Here is a 15,464-nt window from a genome sequence, read left to right on the forward strand (position 1 = left end):
GACGGACGACGGTGCAGATCACTGGGGCGGTGCTGGAGCGGATCGGATGCCAGCGCCCCTACGCGGAGTCGACCCCCATCAGCGTCACCCGGGTGGAGCTCGCCGAGCCCGGACCGACCGAGGTCCGGGTGCGGATCGAGGCGGCCGGCGTGTGCCACTCCGACCTGTCGGTGCTGGACGGCAACCGCGTCCGCCCGGTCCCGATGCTGCTCGGCCACGAGGCCGCGGGGCGGGTCGAGGCCGTCGGTCCGGAGGTGACCGACGTCGCCGTCGGCCGTCGCGTGGTGATGACCTTCCTGCCGCGCTGCGGCGAGTGCGACGGTTGCCGGACCGGCGGCCGACTGCCCTGCCGGCCCGGTGGCGCGGCCAACGAGGAGGGCAGGCTGCTGCACGGTTCGTCCCACCTCACCCGTGACGGCGCGACCGTCCACCACCACCTGGGGGTCTCCGGTTTCGCCACCCACGCCGTCGTCGACCGCGCCTCCCTGGTCCCCGTCGATGACGACGTACCGCCCGAGATCGCGGCGGTGCTCGGCTGCGCCGTGCTCACCGGCGGGGGCGCGCTGCTCAACGCGGTGCGGGCCGAGGCGGGCGAGAGCGTCATGGTCGTGGGCCTGGGAGGTGTCGGGATGGCCGCGCTGCTGGCCGCGGTGGCGCAGGGGTCCGGAGACGTCGTCGCCGTCGACACGCTCCCCGAGAAACTGGAGCTGGCGCGGGAGCTGGGCGCCTCGCACGCCTACACCCCCGACGAGGTCGCCGCACTGGGTGTCAGGGCCTCCCACGCCATCGAGTGCGCCGGGCACCCGCGCGCCCTGGAGACCGCGTTCGCCGCCACGGCCCCGGGCGGGCGCACCGTGACCGTGGGGCTGCCGGGACCGACCGCCCTGGCCCGGCTCTCACCGCTCACGATGACCGCCGAGGCGCGCACCGTCATCGGGTCCTACCTGGGCTCGGCCGTGCCCGCGCGCGACATTCCCAGGTTCGCCCGGTGGTGGCGCGAGGGCCGACTGCCCGTGGAGCACCTGATCACCCGCCGGATCCGACTGGACGAGATCAACGAGGCCATGGACGAGCTCGCCGAGGGCAGGGCCGTCCGCCAGGTCATCGTCTTCGACGAGTGACCCGGCCTTCCGAGTAGACACCGACCCGGGCACCCCCGTGCCCGGGGAACACGAAAGCACCTTCTCCATGAGTCAGACCCCCGCCCGGCCGGACGCGGCCTCACCGCACTGGAAGATGGGCCCCTTCGACGTCCGCCTGCCCTTCGTGCACTACCGGCTCCAGTGGCAGGACTACACCCAGGGCCTGGTCATGTGCGCGGTCGACCTGGCCGCGATCCCCCTGCTGACCGAACTCCTCGGGATGCCGTTCGAGGCGGCGCTCGCCGTCGTCGTCCTCAACGGGCTCCTCTACCTCGTCCACCACCTGTTGGGCGACCCTGTCGTGCCCGGCTGGATCACACCGGCCATCCCGCTGCTGATGGTGTACTGCCAGCAGTTCCCGGAGGGCCCCGAACGGGTCCAGGCGCTGGTCGCCTTCCAACTCGTGCTCGCGGCACTGTCGATCACCCTGGGGGTGACCGGTCTGGCCGCGAAGGTGGTCCGCTTCATCCCCAACGCGCTGCGCGCGGGCATCGTCGTGGGGGCCGGGTTCGCCGCGGTCCAGAGCGTCTTCGCCGAGGGGGGCCGGTTCGAGACCTTCCCGTGGACCATCTCGATCGCCGTCGGCCTGGCCTTCGTCCTGCTGTACTCCAAGGGCTTCGCCCAGGCCCAGAAACGCAGCAGGGTGCTGCGCCTGATCGGCAGTCTCGGCATCCTGCCGTGCATCCTGCTCGCCGTCGTGGTCGCGCCGCTCTTCGGCGAGGCGCCGTGGCCCACCCTGGAGTGGGGGCTGGCCAGACCCGACTTCGTGACCCTGTGGACGGAGTACACCGTCTTCGGCGTCGGCCTTCCCCCGGCGACGACCCTGCTCACCGCGATCCCCACCGTGGCCGCGGCCTACATCGTGGTCTTCGGCGACGTGCTGCAGGCGCGCGCCGTCCTGGACGAGGCAGCCGAGGTCCGCACCGACGAGAGGGTGCGCTACAACCCCAACCGCGCGCACATCATCTTCGGCGCACGCAACGCCGTCATGGGCGTCATCGGTCCGGACGTCACCATGTGCGGCCCCCTGTGGGCGGCGATGCACGTGGCCATCTCCGAGCGGTACAAGAAGGGCCGCGACGCCATGCAGTCGATCTTCGGCGGCGCCGGCTCGTTCCGCTGGGGCACCAACACCGGCCTGTGGCTGCTGCCGATCGTCTCGCTCGTCGAACCCGTCCTCGGCGTGGCCCTCGCCCTGACGCTCATCATCCAGGGGTTCGTGAGCGTCAAGGTCGGCATCCTCGAGGCGCGCAGCAGGACCGACCTGGGCATCGCCGGTGTCACCGGCGCCGTCCTGGCGCTGAACGGCGCCGCCTGGGGCTTCGCCGTGGGCATCGTCCTCTGCCTGCTCGTGTACGGGCGCCGGTTCCTCTCCGGTGAGGACGACGGCGTGATCGCCCACGGCGGGAGGTCCGCCGACACCGCGCTCCGGGACTGACCGGAGGGGCCCGTCCACACGTGGACGGGCCCCTGCCCTCCGGTCGGACGGACCAGCGGCTCCCGGCCCCGCGGCGTCCGCGCGCGGCCCGCGCGCCGCGGACCCGTCAGACCCAGCGGATCTCGGACAGGCTTCCCAGGGGTGTGCGCTCCGCGAGCGTCTCGGGCACGACCAGAGTCTCCGCCTCGTGCAGGGAGTCGGAAAACCGCAGGCGGACGCGCTCCTCCACCTCGCTCAGGGCCACCTGGAACACGCGGAACTCGTCCAGTTCCAGCGCCTCCAGCCGGTCGAGGCTCTGCGTCAGCAGGAACGCCGCGGTCCTGAGTTCGCCGTGGTCGCAGAAGCCGAGGACCTTCCAGTACTCGCGCGGCAACCGGATCCCGCGGTAGAGCCGGTCGTCGCTCTGGAAGACCGGCCCCGCGAACACGCTCACCCTCAGGTCGTCGACCTCCACGTCGTCGAACACGGCGTCCTCCAGCCGTCCCCACAACCCGCCTCGGCTGCTCTGGTTGAAGTCGTCCATCTGCGGAGCGATGTTGGTGAAGAAGAACGAGTCCGTGTTGGCCTTCCCGGCCTCGGCCGGGCCGCCCCAGAGCAGGTCGGCCCGGCGGGCCAGGTGTCCCCGGTCGACCCGGTTGGCCCGGTACAGCTCGTCGCCGACCTGTGCCTCGTCCGGAATCCTCGGATCCCTGGAGAACGGGATCCCCCTGCGGCTGAGCCTCCTGAGCGCACCGCCGTCGATGTTCCAGGCCACCCAGAGGGCGAAGCGGCGCGACCTGCTCAGCGCCAGGGAGAAGTGCGTGTAGGGGATGTCGTCGGTGTCCCCGAGCCGGAACAGGTCGTGCTCGATCCTGGGGTCCGGACGCGGGACCGGCACACGTGTGCCCAGGAAGTTGGGGTTGTACCCCTCCAGCACCTCCACCGCTTCGGGTACGGGCGGCCGCAGCGCGATCCCCAGCTCCTCGAAGACCAGCTGGGGCAGGCAGGCGAGCGCGTGCTCGTCCGGATCCGCCCGGCCCTCACCCGCGAAGTGGAGGCCCGCCAGAACCCTGCCCGGTCGGCCGCCGGGGTCCGTGAACATCCACACCGAGCCCGAGTCGCCGGGCAGGCTGATCTCCCCGTTCTCGGGTGGTAGGTCCTCATCGACGCCGATCTCGAAGCAGAGGATGTTCCGGGGCCCCACGCCGCGGTAGTCGATCTGGACCAGTGTGAAGGGGCTGCGGACCACGCCGTGCGTCACCCCGGTCGTCCGTCCGCTCTTGACGACCGTGTCGCCGATCTCCGGCTCGCCCAGCTCCTCCGGCGCGACACCGAGGTCGAGGATGTCCGTGTCGAAACGGCGGTCCTCGACCGTGGCGACCGCGCAGTCCCCCGCCAGGCCCAGGTGGGAACGGGCCAACCTGCCCAGGCGGTTGCGGTCGGTGTGGGGGTCGTCCGCCTGTCCCGGCTGCACGACGTCCTCGCCCGGTGCGCCGGAGGCTCCGTGCAGTACGTGCCAGTTGCTCAGGACGTAGGGGGTTCCGTCGTGTCTGTCAAAGACGATGCAGCCGATGGTGCCCGCCGAGACGTCGACGTGTCCGACGCTCACGCCGGGGAGCGCCGGGTCCAGACGCTTCTGGCGGGTCGGGCTCTCGGCCTCGGTCACGACCCGGAACTGGGGCTCGTAGCTGCGCTGGAGCACCTGCGTGGGCACCTCGACGCCGTCCACGGTGATCGACTCCGGGAGCTTCCTCGTGCCCAGCGCCTCCAGTTGCTCGGGCTGGGCCTTCTCGTCGACCGTGAACTGGAGTGTGATCTCCCCCTCCGGAGCACCGTCCGTCGTCCGGCGGGCGATGCCGATGGAGGAGACGTTCGGATCTCTCAGGTAGCCCTCTCCCTGGGTCCGGATGAACCTCTTGAGGGCGGCGACGAGTCCGCTCTGGTCAGGGGCGCCCTCGAAGGACGTGTTCCCGTGCTCGGTGGCCATGGGAGGATCTCCTCGGAACCGATGCTCAGTCCCCACTGGAACTCCTGCTCGTTTTCCCAGGCTAACGCTGGAGAAACCCCACATTCCACCCAGAAAAGACATAACTGAGTCAGCGTCCCAGCACGCCGGTCCGGGTGTTCGCCGGGGGCCTTCGGCCGGTCCTGTCAGAAATCCATCGACGCCTCATGGGAGGCCGGTCCCACCCCCGAGCGGGAGCGGACGCGCCGAACGTGGACCAGCCGGGACAGGCGGATGACCGGGCGGACGAGCATCTGCACGCTGCCGATGAGGAAGAGCCACGTTCCCGTGGTCGCCCAGACAGGGGAGAGGAACATGATGCTCCCCACGACGAACCACAGGCCGATGAGGATGTCGTTGGAGATGCTCGCCGCCTCGTAGCGCTGTCGGATGACCAGTTCGCGCCGACCGATCCGCACGTCGAACGGCTTCTCCGTGTGGGGGCCGGGCATGGTGCCTCCCGAGGCGGGGCTCGTCTTCTCGCGTACAGATGACGGCCCTACCCCGGGCCGCACCCGAATCACCCCGCGGCCGCCGAACGTACGGCAATGAATACGCATGGCGGTTCCCCGTGGAGGGGCGGGCCAGGGGATTGACGTCGCGCCGGAACGAGGTATATCGGTGATAGCCGGTGTGCGGTCGGAGGTGCGGATGGGCGTCGGGCGGGTCCACGGGGACCCATGGTCCAGCGGTCCGGGGCGGTCGGCCCGGCCGTGCGCGTGTCGGCCGTGCGCCCCATGATCGTCGTCGGGCTCTCCTCGGGCACCTCGGCCGACGGTATCGACGTCGCCGCCGCACGGCTGCGCCTCGACGGCCCGCTCGTGGGCCTGGCACCGCTGGGCCACCGCACCGTGGCCTACTCCGCGGACCTGCGCCGCGCCATCCGCGACGCCCTGCCTCCCGCGGCGACCACCCTGGAGGCCGTCTGCCGCCTGGACACCCGGATCGGAGCCGAGTTCGCCCAGGCCGCCCGGTACGGGATCGACGAACTCGCCGGGGGCCGGGCCGACCTGGTCGCCTCCCACGGCCAGACCCTGTTCCACTGGGTCGAGGACGCCGCGGTGCGCGGAACCCTGCAACTCGGCCAGCCCGCGTGGATCGCCGAGGCCACCGGTCTGCCCGTCGCGTCCGACCTGCGCGCGGCCGACGTGGCCGCGGGCGGACAGGGAGCGCCCCTGGCCAGCCTGCTGGACGTGCTCCTGCTCGGCGGGCGCGCGGAACCGGCCGCCGCCCTGAACCTCGGCGGCATCGCCAACGCCACGGTCGTTCGCCCCGGCGCCCCGCCGACGGCGTTCGACACCGGTCCGGCCAACGCCCTGATCGACGCGGCCGTGCGACGGATCACCGGCGGCCGCGCGGACCTGGACGCCGACGGCGCGCTCGCCCGCTCCGGCCGCCGGGACCCCGCCCTGCTGGAGTACCTGCTCGCCGAGCCGTACTACCGCCTCCCTCCCCCCAAGTCCACCGGCGTCGAACTGTTCGGCCCCGCCCATCTCGACGCGGCGCTGCGGCGGGTCGCCGTGCCCGACCCCGGCGACCTGGTGGCCACCCTGGTGGAGCTCACCGCCGTCACCGTCGCCGACGCGCTGCGCCCCCACGGGGTGACCGAGGTGCTCGCCTCCGGCGGCGGCGTGCGCAACCCGGTCCTCATGGAACGGATCGCCGCCCGGATCGCCCCGGCCAGGCTCGGCACCTTCGACCGCCTCGGACTGCCCGGCGACGCGAAGGAGGCCTACCTCTTCGCCCTCCTGGGCTTCCTCACCTGGCACGGACTGCCCGGCTCCGTGCCCGCCTGCACCGGTGCCCGACGGGCACCGGTGGCGGGCCGCCTCACCCCCGGACACGCCCCGCTCCGGTTGCCCGAACCCGCGACCACCCTCCCCCGGCTCCTGCGCGTGGACGCGCGGGCCGCCTGAGCCATCCGCACACCTCACCCCCGGAGGACCGCAGTGCAACCAGTCGATCTCGTGGTCATCGCCGTGTACCTGCTGTGCTCGGCGTGGCTCGGGCTGAAGCTGTCGGGCCGGCAACGCGACCTGAGGGACTACTTCGTCGGTGCCGGACGGCTGCCCTGGTGGGCGGTGTGCCTGTCGGTGGTGGCCACCGAGACCAGCGCCCTGACCGTGATCAGCGTCCCCGGCATCGCCTACCTGGGCGACGTCACGTTCCTCCAGGTGGCGGTCGGCTACCTGGTCGGGCGCGTCATCGTGGCCTTCGTGCTCCTGCCCCGGTACCACCAGGGCGAGATGACCACGGCCTACACCTACCTGGGGCGGCGCTTCGGCCGCGGCATGCAGGGCACCGCCGCGGTCACCTTCCTGTTCACCCGCCTGCTCGCCGACGGGGTGCGCCTGTTCGCGGCGGCCATCCCGATGAAGATCGTCCTGGACCACTACGGGGTGGAGCTGTCCTACCTCGCCATCATCGCCCTGCTCGCGGCGGTCACGGTCCTGTACACGCTCGTCGGCGGCATCAGGGCCGTGGTCTGGGTGGATGTGGCCCAGATGGGGCTGTACGCGGTCGGCGGCGTCGTCGCGCTGGCCGTCATCGTCACGAGCCTGGACGCGAACTTCCTCGCCGTCGCGGCCGACGAGGGCAAGACCCGCTTCCTCGACCTCACGTCCAACCCGGTCTCCGCCCCCTACGCGACGGTCACCGCGGTGCTGGGCGGCGCCCTGCTGTCCACCGCCTCGCACGGCGCCGACCAGATCATCGTGCAGCGGCTGCTGGGGTGCCGCACCCTGCGCGACGCCCAGAAGGCGGTGATCGGCAGCGGCGTCGTGGTGTTCCTCCAGTTCGCACTGTTCCTCACCGTGGGCCTGGCGCTGTACTCCTACTTCGACGGCGCCCCGGTCGACCGGCTCGGGCTCTCCGGCTCCGACGAGGTGTTCCCGACGTTCGTCGTCGAGGGGATGCCCCCCGGGCTGTCGGGCCTGCTCCTCGCCGGGATCATGGCCTCGGCCATGAGCACGCTCTCCTCGTCGCTGTCCGCGCTGTCCTCCTCGACCATGGTCGACCTGTACGAGCGGTTCACCCGCCGACCGCTCGCCGCCGCCCGGGGCCTGCGGCTCGGGCGGCTGTTCACCCTCGGCTGGGGGCTGGTGTTCGTCGGTGCCGCCGCGATGTTCACCGGTACCGACAACCCGGTCGTCGAACTGGGCCTGTCCGTGGCCAGCCTGACCTACGGCGGCCTGCTCGGCTCGTTCCTCCTGGGCCTGTGGGTGCGCCGGGCGCGCCAGACCGACGCCCTCGCCGCCTTCTGCGCGGCCGTGGCGACCATGGCCTGGCTGTTCCTGTTCGAGCGCGAGCTGGTCGGGTTCACCTGGTACACGGCCATCGGCGTGTCCGTCGTGCTCGGCCTGGGCTCCCTGCTCTCGCTCCGGCACCGCGACCCGGCGCCGGAGGTGGGAACCGGCGGGGACGGAACCGGCGGCACACGTCCTTCGGAGGGCGCCCTGGAGGGGGAGGAGCGGGCCTGAGCGGCGACCGCCGAGCCGTGCGGCCCCCTCTCGGGCTGGGGTGGGCCACAACCCCGACCGGGGGTCCCCACCACCGGGACCGGGCGGTCGCCCCCATCGTCGCGGCCGCCGCGCGCGACTAGCGTGCCACGGGTGTTCGCACTCCGACCGTTCCCAGCCCTCGCGCACGGCGTCGCCGCCCTGTGCCTCGCCCTCCTGATCCCCGTGGCGGCCGCGCCGGGCACGGCCGCCACCACCTCCGCGGCGATGGACACCGCGTCCGCCACCGCGCCCGCGGTGATCGACACCGTCGTCCGGGAGCACATGCGGGCCAGGGGAGTCCCGGGCGTCGCGGTGGCCCTCACCCACGGAACCCGGACCGTGCACGCGGCGGGCTACGGCACCACCCCCGCGGGCCGGTCCGTCACCGCCCACACGCCGATGGCCGTGGCCTCGGTGAGCAAGTCCTTCACCGCGGCCGCCGTGCTACGGCTGGTCGAGGCGGGTGAGGTGGACCTGGACGAGCCCGTGGCCGCCTACCTGCCCGAGTTCGTGATGGCCGATCCGCGCGCCTCGCGGATCACCGTGCGCCAGCTCCTCGACCAGACCTCCGGGATGTCCGACACCACGTTCCCGGCCTTCACCCGCGACCAGCCCGACACCCTGCGCGAGGCGGTGGCCGGCATGCGCACCGGTCGGCTGGCCGCGGACCCGGGGGAGCGGCACGAGTACCACAACCCCAACTTCCAGGTCGCCGCGCGGCTCGTCGAGGTCGTCTCCGGCCGACCCTTCGCCGAGGCGCTCAAGGACCTCGTCCTTGACCCGCTCGGAATGGCGGACAGCTTCACCGGCGACACCGAACGCGACCTGCCGCCCAGCGCACACGGTCACCTCAGGGTGCTCGGACAGCCGGTGGCGGTGCCCGAACCGCGCGCCTTCGGCAACGGCTCCGGCGGCGTGATCAGCTCCGCCGCGGACATGTCCGCCTGGCTGGTCGCGCAGAACAACGGTGGGGTGGGGCCGGGGGGAGGCCGGATCGGTACGCCCGAGAGCGTCGCGCTGGCGCACACGCCCTCACCGGACTCCGGCTCCTACGCGCTCGGCTGGTCCGTGGGGGAGACCGCGTCGGGTTCGACGCTCGTCGCGCACGGCGGCGACCTGTTCACCTCGACCGCCTACCAGGCCCTGCTGCCCGAGTCCGGCCACGGCCTCGCCGTCATGGCCAACACCGGCATGGCCCACGGGGACGCCCAGGTGATCGCCGAGGCGCTGATCGCCGTACTGGAGGGTGAGGAGGTACCGAGTCCGGCCCCGGACACCGCGTCGCCGTGGATCGACGCGGCGCTGCTCGCGCTGACCGCGGGTGTGGTCGCCGCGGCCTGGCGCGGTGTGCGGCGTTCGGGGCGCTGGGCGCGGCTCCGGGCGCGCAGGCCGCTCCGGGCGGTGGCACGGCTGCTGCCGCTGGCCCTGCCGCCGCTGCTCCTGGCGGAGGTCCACCGCGTGGTCGGCTTCCTGTACCGGGGGCGCGACGTGGCCTGGGTCCAGGTGCCCTACCTGTACCCGACCCTCGTCGTCCTGCTCGCCGCGGCCGCCCTGGGCTGTACGGCGGTCGTCACCGCGCGCGTCGCGGGTCTGGTGCGGGAGCACCGCGCGGGAGGCCGCCCGGTGTGACCGGGGCCGACGCTCGCGGGCGGCCACCCGTGACAGGTCGGCCGCATGGTCGACCCCCGTGACCGGCACCGTCCCCGGGGAGGCGACACGGGCGCCGCCGACCGGCCCGTCGTCCACCGGGAGCACGCGGTCACGGGCCGGTGAGCGCGCGGACGAGCTGGTCCACGGTCGGGGCGCCCGCGAGTCCCTCCGGGGTCGGGTAGACCCGGCAGGAGAGGCCGAAGGACCCGCTGTGCGGGAACGGGTCGCGGCCGTTCACCCGGATCGTGGGCGAGCCGGGGAAACCCCGCTCCCGCGCCTCCTGCTCGGTGCGTACGGCGACCAGGCCGACCACGTCGTCGGGGCGGCCGACGAGCGTGAGCGCCCGGCTCAGGCGTGTCCGGGCCAGCTCCCGGTGGGGGCAGCCGTCGAGGTAGAGGAGTTGTACGTCCATCTCCTCACTGTGCCCCTCCCGCCCCGCCGTCCACCAGCCCGCCTCGGCGGACAGGTCGGTGAAGGGCGTGTGTCGCCTCATGCGACGGACGGTGGGGGCTCGCGGGTCGGGAAGCTCCCACTGTTCGGACCGTCCGCGTCGGGGGCGTGACCGGGGTGTGCGGCACGCGCAACCGCGACTCGGCGGTCCTGCCCGGGGCCTGCTCGTGCGTGGGCGACGCTCGCGAGTCCGGGGCGCACCGGCGGCCTGCGTGGAGTCGCGCTGGTGACCGCGAGTCCGTGTCGAGGCTGAGGGCCCGTCTCCGGGCGGCCCGGCGCCCGTCGGCGTACGATGCCCCCGTAGGCCCGAGGAGGTGCGTGACCGTGGCGGACGCCGAGAGCAGCGGTATCGATCCGACCGTCCCGCCGAGCGGCGAGGGCTGCGTGGAGTGCCTGGCCGGGGAGGGCCCCGGCTGGTGGGTGCACCTGCGCCGCTGTGCCGCCTGCGGACACATCGGCTGCTGCGACTCCTCGCCCTCGCAGCACGCCACCGCCCACGCGCGCGCGGCCGGGCATCCGTTCCTGGCCAGCTTCGAGCCGGGTGAGGACTGGTTCTGGAACCTGGAGACCCGGACGTTCCACCGGGGCCCCGCGCTCTGCGAGCCGACCTCCCGGCCCGCGTCCCAGCCCTCGCCCGGTCCGGCCGGCAGGGTCCCGGCTGACTGGCGTGCCCACCTGCACTGACCGTCAGTCCGCCCCGGCCTGGGAGCGCCGGGCGTAGGCGCGGGCCGCACGGGCGCGGTCGCCGCAGCGGGTCGAGCACCAGTGGCGGCGGCCGTGCCGGATCAGGTACCGGTTGCAGGGGGGTGACCCGCAGGCGGTGAGGCGTTCGGAGTCGGGGCCGGTCAGCAGGTCGGCGGCGTCGGCGGCCAGGACCGCGAGGGCGTGGTCGACGATCCGGGTGGTGGGGTGGGTGGCGGCGCGGTAGGGGCCGGTCCTGGCGTCCCACAGCAGCAGCGGGGCGGTGGGGACACGGGTCAGCGCGTCGTTGACGGCGCCCAGCGCGGCGGGCAGGGCGGGCAGCCCCTCGGCGCGCGAGGCGAACAGCGCCCTGACCTGTTCACGCAGTGAGCGCAGCTGTGCCGCGCACATCTCCCGCATGCCCGCGTCCACCGGGGCCAGACCGCGCTCAGCCATCCACCGGTTCGCCGCCAAGGGAGTGCCGAGGAGGTCGGCGAAGCGCCCGCCCGGGAGCGCGATGACGCTGTTGGCGAGGGCGAGGGAGGAGTACCGGTCCTCGCCCGGCGCCGGCGGCAGTTCGAGCTCGGTGGTGGTGGGGTCTTCCATGGACTTCATGGTACGGGGCACCGCCATCCACGAGTCTCACGTTTGAAATTGCCAAAGACCGTGAGACTCGCCTACGCTCTTGTCACGGTCAACAACGAATGTATCCGTGAGGAGCTTCTGTCATGTCCTCGTCCGCCACGACGAACGACCACTTTCCCGTCCGTGTCTTCGGTGGCCCGACCGCCCTCTTCGAGTACGGCGGCCTGCGCTTCCTGACCGACCCGACCTTCGACGGACCAGGCGACCACCCCAGGCCGGGCGGCCCCACCCTGACCAAGACCGCGCCCGCCGCGGGCGCGCCCGCCGACCTCGGCCGCGTGGACGTCGTGCTGCTCTCCCACGACGAGCACCCCGACAACCTCGACGACTCCGGCCGCGCGCTGCTCGCCGACGTCCCGCTCACCCTCACCACCCCCGGCGGCGGTCAGCGCCTCGGGGCGCGGGCCAGGGGCCTGGCCGACTGGGAGCGGACCGAGCTGGACCGCCCCGGGGGCGGCACGGTCACCGTGACCGCCGTCCCTGCCGTCCACGGCCCCGGGCCGCGGGAGGAGGTCGAACCGTTCACCGGCCAGGTCGTCGGCTTCGTCCTGTCCGGTGAGGGCCTGCCCACCGTCTACGTCAGCGGCGACAACGCCTCCCTCGACCTGGTCCGTGAGATCGCCGGGCGCTTCGCCCCGATCGGCACCGCCGTGATGTTCGCCGGAGCGCCCCGGTTCCCCGGACTCTTCGACGGTCGGCCCCTCGTCCTCGACAGCGCCCAGACCGCCGAGGCCGGCCGGATCCTGGACGCCGACCGCGTGGTGCCCGTCCACTACGACGGCTGGACCCACTTCACGGAGGGGCGCGCGGACCTGGCGGCCGCCTTCGGGAGGGCGGGGCTGGCCGACCGGCTGGACTGGGGCAGTCGCGGCTGACCCCACCGGGGCGGAGGGGCCACACGAGGGTCGCGCGCCGGCTTCGGCTCCGGTGGGCCGGCCCAGGTGCCGGTCCGCGAACCCGGGCCTCGTACGCGGCAGGGTGCCGCGACCGCCCCTGCGCCGTGGGGAAGGCACCCCCCGGGAGAGCGTGCCGCATGTCGCCGACCGGGGCCTTCGCTCCCGCTCTGTGTCCGTCCGGTGCAAAGGCCCCGGGGAGGAGAGCGCCGCACGGGGTACCACGAAGATGTACCGGTGCGCGCCATGGTTTCGACCAGGCCGGGCGATCGCCGCACCCTCCCTGCCTGTGAGGTGGGCGCCCAGTGAGTGACATCCAGGTCGCCGACGCGTTCGGCGATGATCCGACGACTCTTCCCCTCACGTATCCGGGCAGGATCCCCGACACGTCGGGTCTCCTCCTGGGAGACGACTACCTCCCGCTCGGGCCCTGCCGGGACACGCCGGTGGGCGACCGTTGCGTGGAGTTCGCGGGCGATCGGGTCCCGCTGGCCGGTGTGCTCTCACGGGTGGAACGCTCCGGCATGGCGGGCCGTCACCCGGTTGTGGCGGTGGGGTCCAACGCCGCGCCCGCCCAGCTGCGGCGCAAGTTCCTCGGCCGGTCCGAACCGCCGGTCATCCCGATGACGTGGGCCGACGTGGACGGTGTCGCGCCGGGTGTGTCGGCGCACGTGAACCGTTCGGGCTACGTTCCGGCGACCCCCGTCGCGTCCCCCGGCCGGACCAGCCGCCTGTTCGTCCTCTGGCCGGACGACGCGGAACTGCGCGCGCTGGACGCCACCGAACCCAACTACCGGCGGCGGCTCCTGCCGGCCGAGCGGTACCCCGTCACGCTCGAGTCGGGCACGCGGCTCCGGTCCTGCTCCGTCTACGTCGGCGGGCACGGCTGCCTGCTGGACGGCGAGGGGCGGCCGCGCGGGCTGACCGGCCAGGTCACCCTGATCCGGGCCCTGCTGATGGAGTCGGCCGAACTGCGCCGTGTGTGCGGCTCCACCCCCGAGTCGTTCGTGGAGCGGGCCGGGGATCCGGCCGTGCGCGACACGGTGCGCCGACTCTTCCGCGCCGAGGGGCGGGTGGCTGCCCAGCCGGGACTGCTCGGTCCGCCCGTCCGCCGGGCGGCGCCCTCGCCGACACCCGGATGCCGTCACCCCGCCGAGGTGTGTTCCTGCGCCCGGTGAACGTGCCGCCGCCGGTCCCAAGAAACGATGGCCGACATTGCGGCGCCTCACGTGTCGCCCCGGTACCCAGCGGGAAGCGGGAATGATCTTCGGCGGGGAATGGCCGCAGGAGGATCGCGTCGAATGCGACATTCTTCGCATATTACAGAGAATTATCTTGTTCTGTGTAACACGATCATCAGGTTCACCTTGGCCAACGGTAGGAGTCACCTGTCCGGAAAAGCTGCGGAGTGTTTTCGGGTCTCGCTTCTTCGGGATCTCTGACCAGGGCATATGTGCGTCATGGCGATGTCTTTTCCCGTGTTCTGTTCTCCACGGGCCCTCTTGACATCGGTGTCGCCGGATGCACAATAAGTGAGAGCCAAACGTGAACCGGTGACCGTCCCGTCGCCCGCTTTGCACCGCGCCACCTCGCGGACCGCGGCCGGTTGGGGCGCCCGCTCTCGTGCCCACGCCATTCCCAGAGCCTTCGGTCCCTGCGTCGACCTGCGATTCCCCCGTGTTGATCACTCCGGCCACACGTGATGAGAGGTGATGATTTGGCACGTCCGCTGCTCGGTGAAATCGACAACGAAGACACGTGGCGGGAGCGTTTCGCCGAGTCCGGATTCCTTCTTCTCCCCAACCTCCTGCCCGACCACCTCCTGAGCCGGCTCATCCCCGAGGTGGACCACTGGGTGGACGGGGGACTGCGCGACCTCTCCATCGCCGCCTGCGTCGGCCACGACGCCTCCGGCCCGCCTCCCACGCTGGAGCTGGAGCTCCCCGCGCACGGCGAACTCCTCACCTACGAGCCGCTCATGCACGTGCTCACGAACCTGATCGGACCCTCGTTCGTCTTCCACCACCTGCACAGCGCCCGGCACGGACCCGACGTCGGGGGGAAGCCGTGGCACCACGACCACGAGCCCAACGACTCCGAGGACCACGGACTGGTCATGGTCCACGCCCTGCACTACCCCGGAGGACTCTCCCCGACGGTCGGCGGCCTCGCCCTCCTGCCCGGTTCCCACCGCGAGCGCGCCGACAGGACCGCGCGTTCCCACCTCGGCGTCGCCAGCCTCCCGGGCGAGGTCGTCGTCGACTCCCTGCCCCCCGGATCCACCGTCCTGCTCAACTCCGCCCTCTTCCACGCGCGCAGACCCGCCGCGGGCGCCACCGGACAGCCGCGCTACTTCATCGACGCCTCGTATTGTCAGACGGGTGCGCGATGGCGGCCGGTGAAGCCGTACTGGCGGTACATGCTCGCCCGCGCTCGGGAACTCAACCTGGACGGAGGACGGCGGCCGGAACTCTTCTCGGCGCGCCATTTCTCCGAGTACGGCACCGTATGAGGGAGCACCAGCGTGGACATCGTCAGTCCGGTCGGCTTCGCCGAGGTCAAGAAGGTCTTCACCCGGGACCATCCCGCCGACCGGTCGCATGAGAACAACACCAACCAGGACGGTGAGAAGGTTCTGGACATGGCGGACGCGATGTTCCGCAGCTGGTTCAGGGTCCGGCTCTCCCGGACCGACGTCCTCGGCGTCACTCTGCCCTGGCACCTCAGCGAGGGCGGCGGGCACGAACTGGTCCCGCGCGTCGGGCTGACCGTCGGGCAGGCGGCCGAGCGCGTCCGCTCGGGAGGCGCGCAGCTGGCACGGGCGAACCCCACCTGTACCCGCAAGCTCGACCTCATGCGCGGGTCACCGTTCACCCCCGTCTACCTCAGCGTCCGCCCCGTCCCGCACTCCGACTACTCCGACCTCCTCGCCCGGGACGGCCTCTTCCACCTCGACGGCCTGCACCGCATGATCGCCTGGGAACTGGGGGAGCGCCTGCCGGAGCGGGACGGGCTGGACGCGTTCGTGGCCGGGGACCCCACCGCCGGACCGCGCTGACACCGGGCACCGACCGACCACCA

The 15,464-nt window shown here is 72.7% G+C and carries 14 protein-coding genes; 10 read left to right on the plus strand and 4 right to left on the minus strand.

Translation table 11 applies throughout. The features are described 5' to 3' along the window. The first annotated feature begins 11 nt into the window (after positions 1-11). Positions 12-1,121, plus strand: coding sequence for an alcohol dehydrogenase catalytic domain-containing protein (locus ACTVAJ_RS24905; RefSeq protein ID WP_470390687.1), 1,110 nt, complete (start codon positions 12-14; stop codon positions 1,119-1,121). Between the two features lie 67 nt (positions 1,122-1,188). Then, positions 1,189-2,580, plus strand: a complete 1,392-nt coding sequence (locus ACTVAJ_RS24910; protein ID WP_470390688.1) for a hypothetical protein — start codon at positions 1,189-1,191, stop codon at positions 2,578-2,580. Between the two features lie 106 nt (positions 2,581-2,686). On the opposite strand, the gene ACTVAJ_RS24915 is transcribed toward ACTVAJ_RS24910, so the two are convergent. Together ACTVAJ_RS24915 and ACTVAJ_RS24920 are read right to left on the minus strand one after the other, a co-directional pair. Next, the gene (locus ACTVAJ_RS24915) at positions 2,687-4,546 is read right to left on the minus strand and encodes a DNA/RNA non-specific endonuclease (protein WP_470390689.1); all 1,860 of its coding nucleotides are present in this window, start codon (positions 4,544-4,546) and stop codon (positions 2,687-2,689) included. Between the two features lie 164 nt (positions 4,547-4,710). After that, complete coding sequence (locus ACTVAJ_RS24920; RefSeq protein WP_470390690.1) at positions 4,711-5,016, minus strand: YrhK family protein; 306 nt, start codon at positions 5,014-5,016, stop codon at positions 4,711-4,713. 285 nt (positions 5,017-5,301) lie between these two features. Here ACTVAJ_RS24920 and ACTVAJ_RS24925 point away from each other — a divergent pair, with 285 nt between their 5' ends. From ACTVAJ_RS24925 to ACTVAJ_RS24935, 3 genes are all read left to right on the plus strand, one after another. Continuing rightward, positions 5,302-6,480, plus strand: a complete 1,179-nt coding sequence (locus ACTVAJ_RS24925; RefSeq protein ID WP_470390745.1) for an anhydro-N-acetylmuramic acid kinase — start codon at positions 5,302-5,304, stop codon at positions 6,478-6,480. A 33-nt stretch (positions 6,481-6,513) separates the two neighbouring features. Continuing rightward, positions 6,514-8,043 carry a sodium:solute symporter gene (locus tag ACTVAJ_RS24930; protein WP_470390691.1) on the plus strand — a complete coding sequence of 510 codons (1,530 nt, stop codon included), beginning with the start codon at positions 6,514-6,516 and terminating at the stop codon, positions 8,041-8,043. A gap of 132 nt (positions 8,044-8,175) precedes the next feature. After that, on the plus strand, positions 8,176-9,693 hold the full coding sequence (locus ACTVAJ_RS24935) for a serine hydrolase domain-containing protein (RefSeq protein ID WP_470390692.1): 1,518 nt from the start codon (positions 8,176-8,178) through the stop codon (positions 9,691-9,693). Positions 9,694-9,823: 130 nt separating this feature from the next. Here the strand turns inward: ACTVAJ_RS24935 and ACTVAJ_RS24940 are convergent, their stop codons facing one another. Then, on the minus strand, positions 9,824-10,207 hold the full coding sequence (locus ACTVAJ_RS24940; RefSeq protein WP_470390693.1) for a DsbA family protein: 384 nt from the start codon (positions 10,205-10,207) through the stop codon (positions 9,824-9,826). Between the two features lie 275 nt (positions 10,208-10,482). Between ACTVAJ_RS24940 and ACTVAJ_RS24945 the strand changes: the two genes are divergently transcribed. Beyond that, a complete protein-coding gene (locus ACTVAJ_RS24945) occupies positions 10,483-10,848 on the plus strand; it encodes a UBP-type zinc finger domain-containing protein (protein ID WP_470390694.1) in 366 nt (121 codons plus the stop codon). 3 nt (positions 10,849-10,851) lie between these two features. Here ACTVAJ_RS24945 and ACTVAJ_RS24950 read toward each other — a convergent pair whose 3' ends face one another. Next, on the minus strand, positions 10,852-11,451 hold the full coding sequence (locus ACTVAJ_RS24950; RefSeq protein WP_470390695.1) for an ABATE domain-containing protein: 600 nt from the start codon (positions 11,449-11,451) through the stop codon (positions 10,852-10,854). A 122-nt stretch (positions 11,452-11,573) separates the two neighbouring features. Here ACTVAJ_RS24950 and ACTVAJ_RS24955 point away from each other — a divergent pair, with 122 nt between their 5' ends. The 4 genes from ACTVAJ_RS24955 to ACTVAJ_RS24970 all read left to right on the plus strand — a co-directional run bounded on the left by ACTVAJ_RS24955 (position 11,574) and on the right by ACTVAJ_RS24970 (position 15,441). Next, positions 11,574-12,365 carry an MBL fold metallo-hydrolase gene (locus tag ACTVAJ_RS24955; protein WP_470390696.1) on the plus strand — a complete coding sequence of 264 codons (792 nt, stop codon included), beginning with the start codon at positions 11,574-11,576 and terminating at the stop codon, positions 12,363-12,365. A 323-nt stretch (positions 12,366-12,688) separates the two neighbouring features. Next, positions 12,689-13,561, plus strand: coding sequence for a hypothetical protein (locus tag ACTVAJ_RS24960; protein ID WP_470390697.1), 873 nt, complete (start codon positions 12,689-12,691; stop codon positions 13,559-13,561). A gap of 539 nt (positions 13,562-14,100) precedes the next feature. After that, the gene (locus tag ACTVAJ_RS24965; RefSeq protein WP_470390698.1) at positions 14,101-14,895 is read left to right on the plus strand and encodes a phytanoyl-CoA dioxygenase family protein; all 795 of its coding nucleotides are present in this window, start codon (positions 14,101-14,103) and stop codon (positions 14,893-14,895) included. A 12-nt stretch (positions 14,896-14,907) separates the two neighbouring features. Continuing rightward, positions 14,908-15,441: a DUF6309 family protein gene (locus tag ACTVAJ_RS24970; RefSeq protein WP_470390699.1), complete on the plus strand. Its 534-nt coding sequence runs from the start codon at positions 14,908-14,910 to the stop codon at positions 15,439-15,441. Positions 15,442-15,464 lie beyond the last annotated feature (23 nt).

The organism is Nocardiopsis sp. KDC1DS13DA1, from assembly GCF_055632325.1.

Bases quoted from the DNA above. Each gene is read 5' to 3' on its own strand.
- ACTVAJ_RS24915 (WP_470390689.1), bottom strand. From the start codon at position 4,546: ATGGCCACCGAGCACGGGAACACGTCCTTCGAGGGCGCCCCTGACCAG.
- ACTVAJ_RS24910 (WP_470390688.1), top strand. From the start codon at position 1,189: ATGAGTCAGACCCCCGCCCGGCCGGACGCGGCCTCACCGCACTGGAAG.
- ACTVAJ_RS24955 (WP_470390696.1), top strand. From the start codon at position 11,574: ATGTCCTCGTCCGCCACGACGAACGACCACTTTCCCGTCCGTGTCTTC.
- ACTVAJ_RS24950 (WP_470390695.1), bottom strand. From the start codon at position 11,451: ATGGAAGACCCCACCACCACCGAGCTCGAACTGCCGCCGGCGCCGGGC.
- ACTVAJ_RS24925 (WP_470390745.1), top strand. From the start codon at position 5,302: ATGATCGTCGTCGGGCTCTCCTCGGGCACCTCGGCCGACGGTATCGAC.
- ACTVAJ_RS24920 (WP_470390690.1), bottom strand. From the start codon at position 5,016: ATGCCCGGCCCCCACACGGAGAAGCCGTTCGACGTGCGGATCGGTCGG.
- ACTVAJ_RS24940 (WP_470390693.1), bottom strand. From the start codon at position 10,207: ATGAGGCGACACACGCCCTTCACCGACCTGTCCGCCGAGGCGGGCTGG.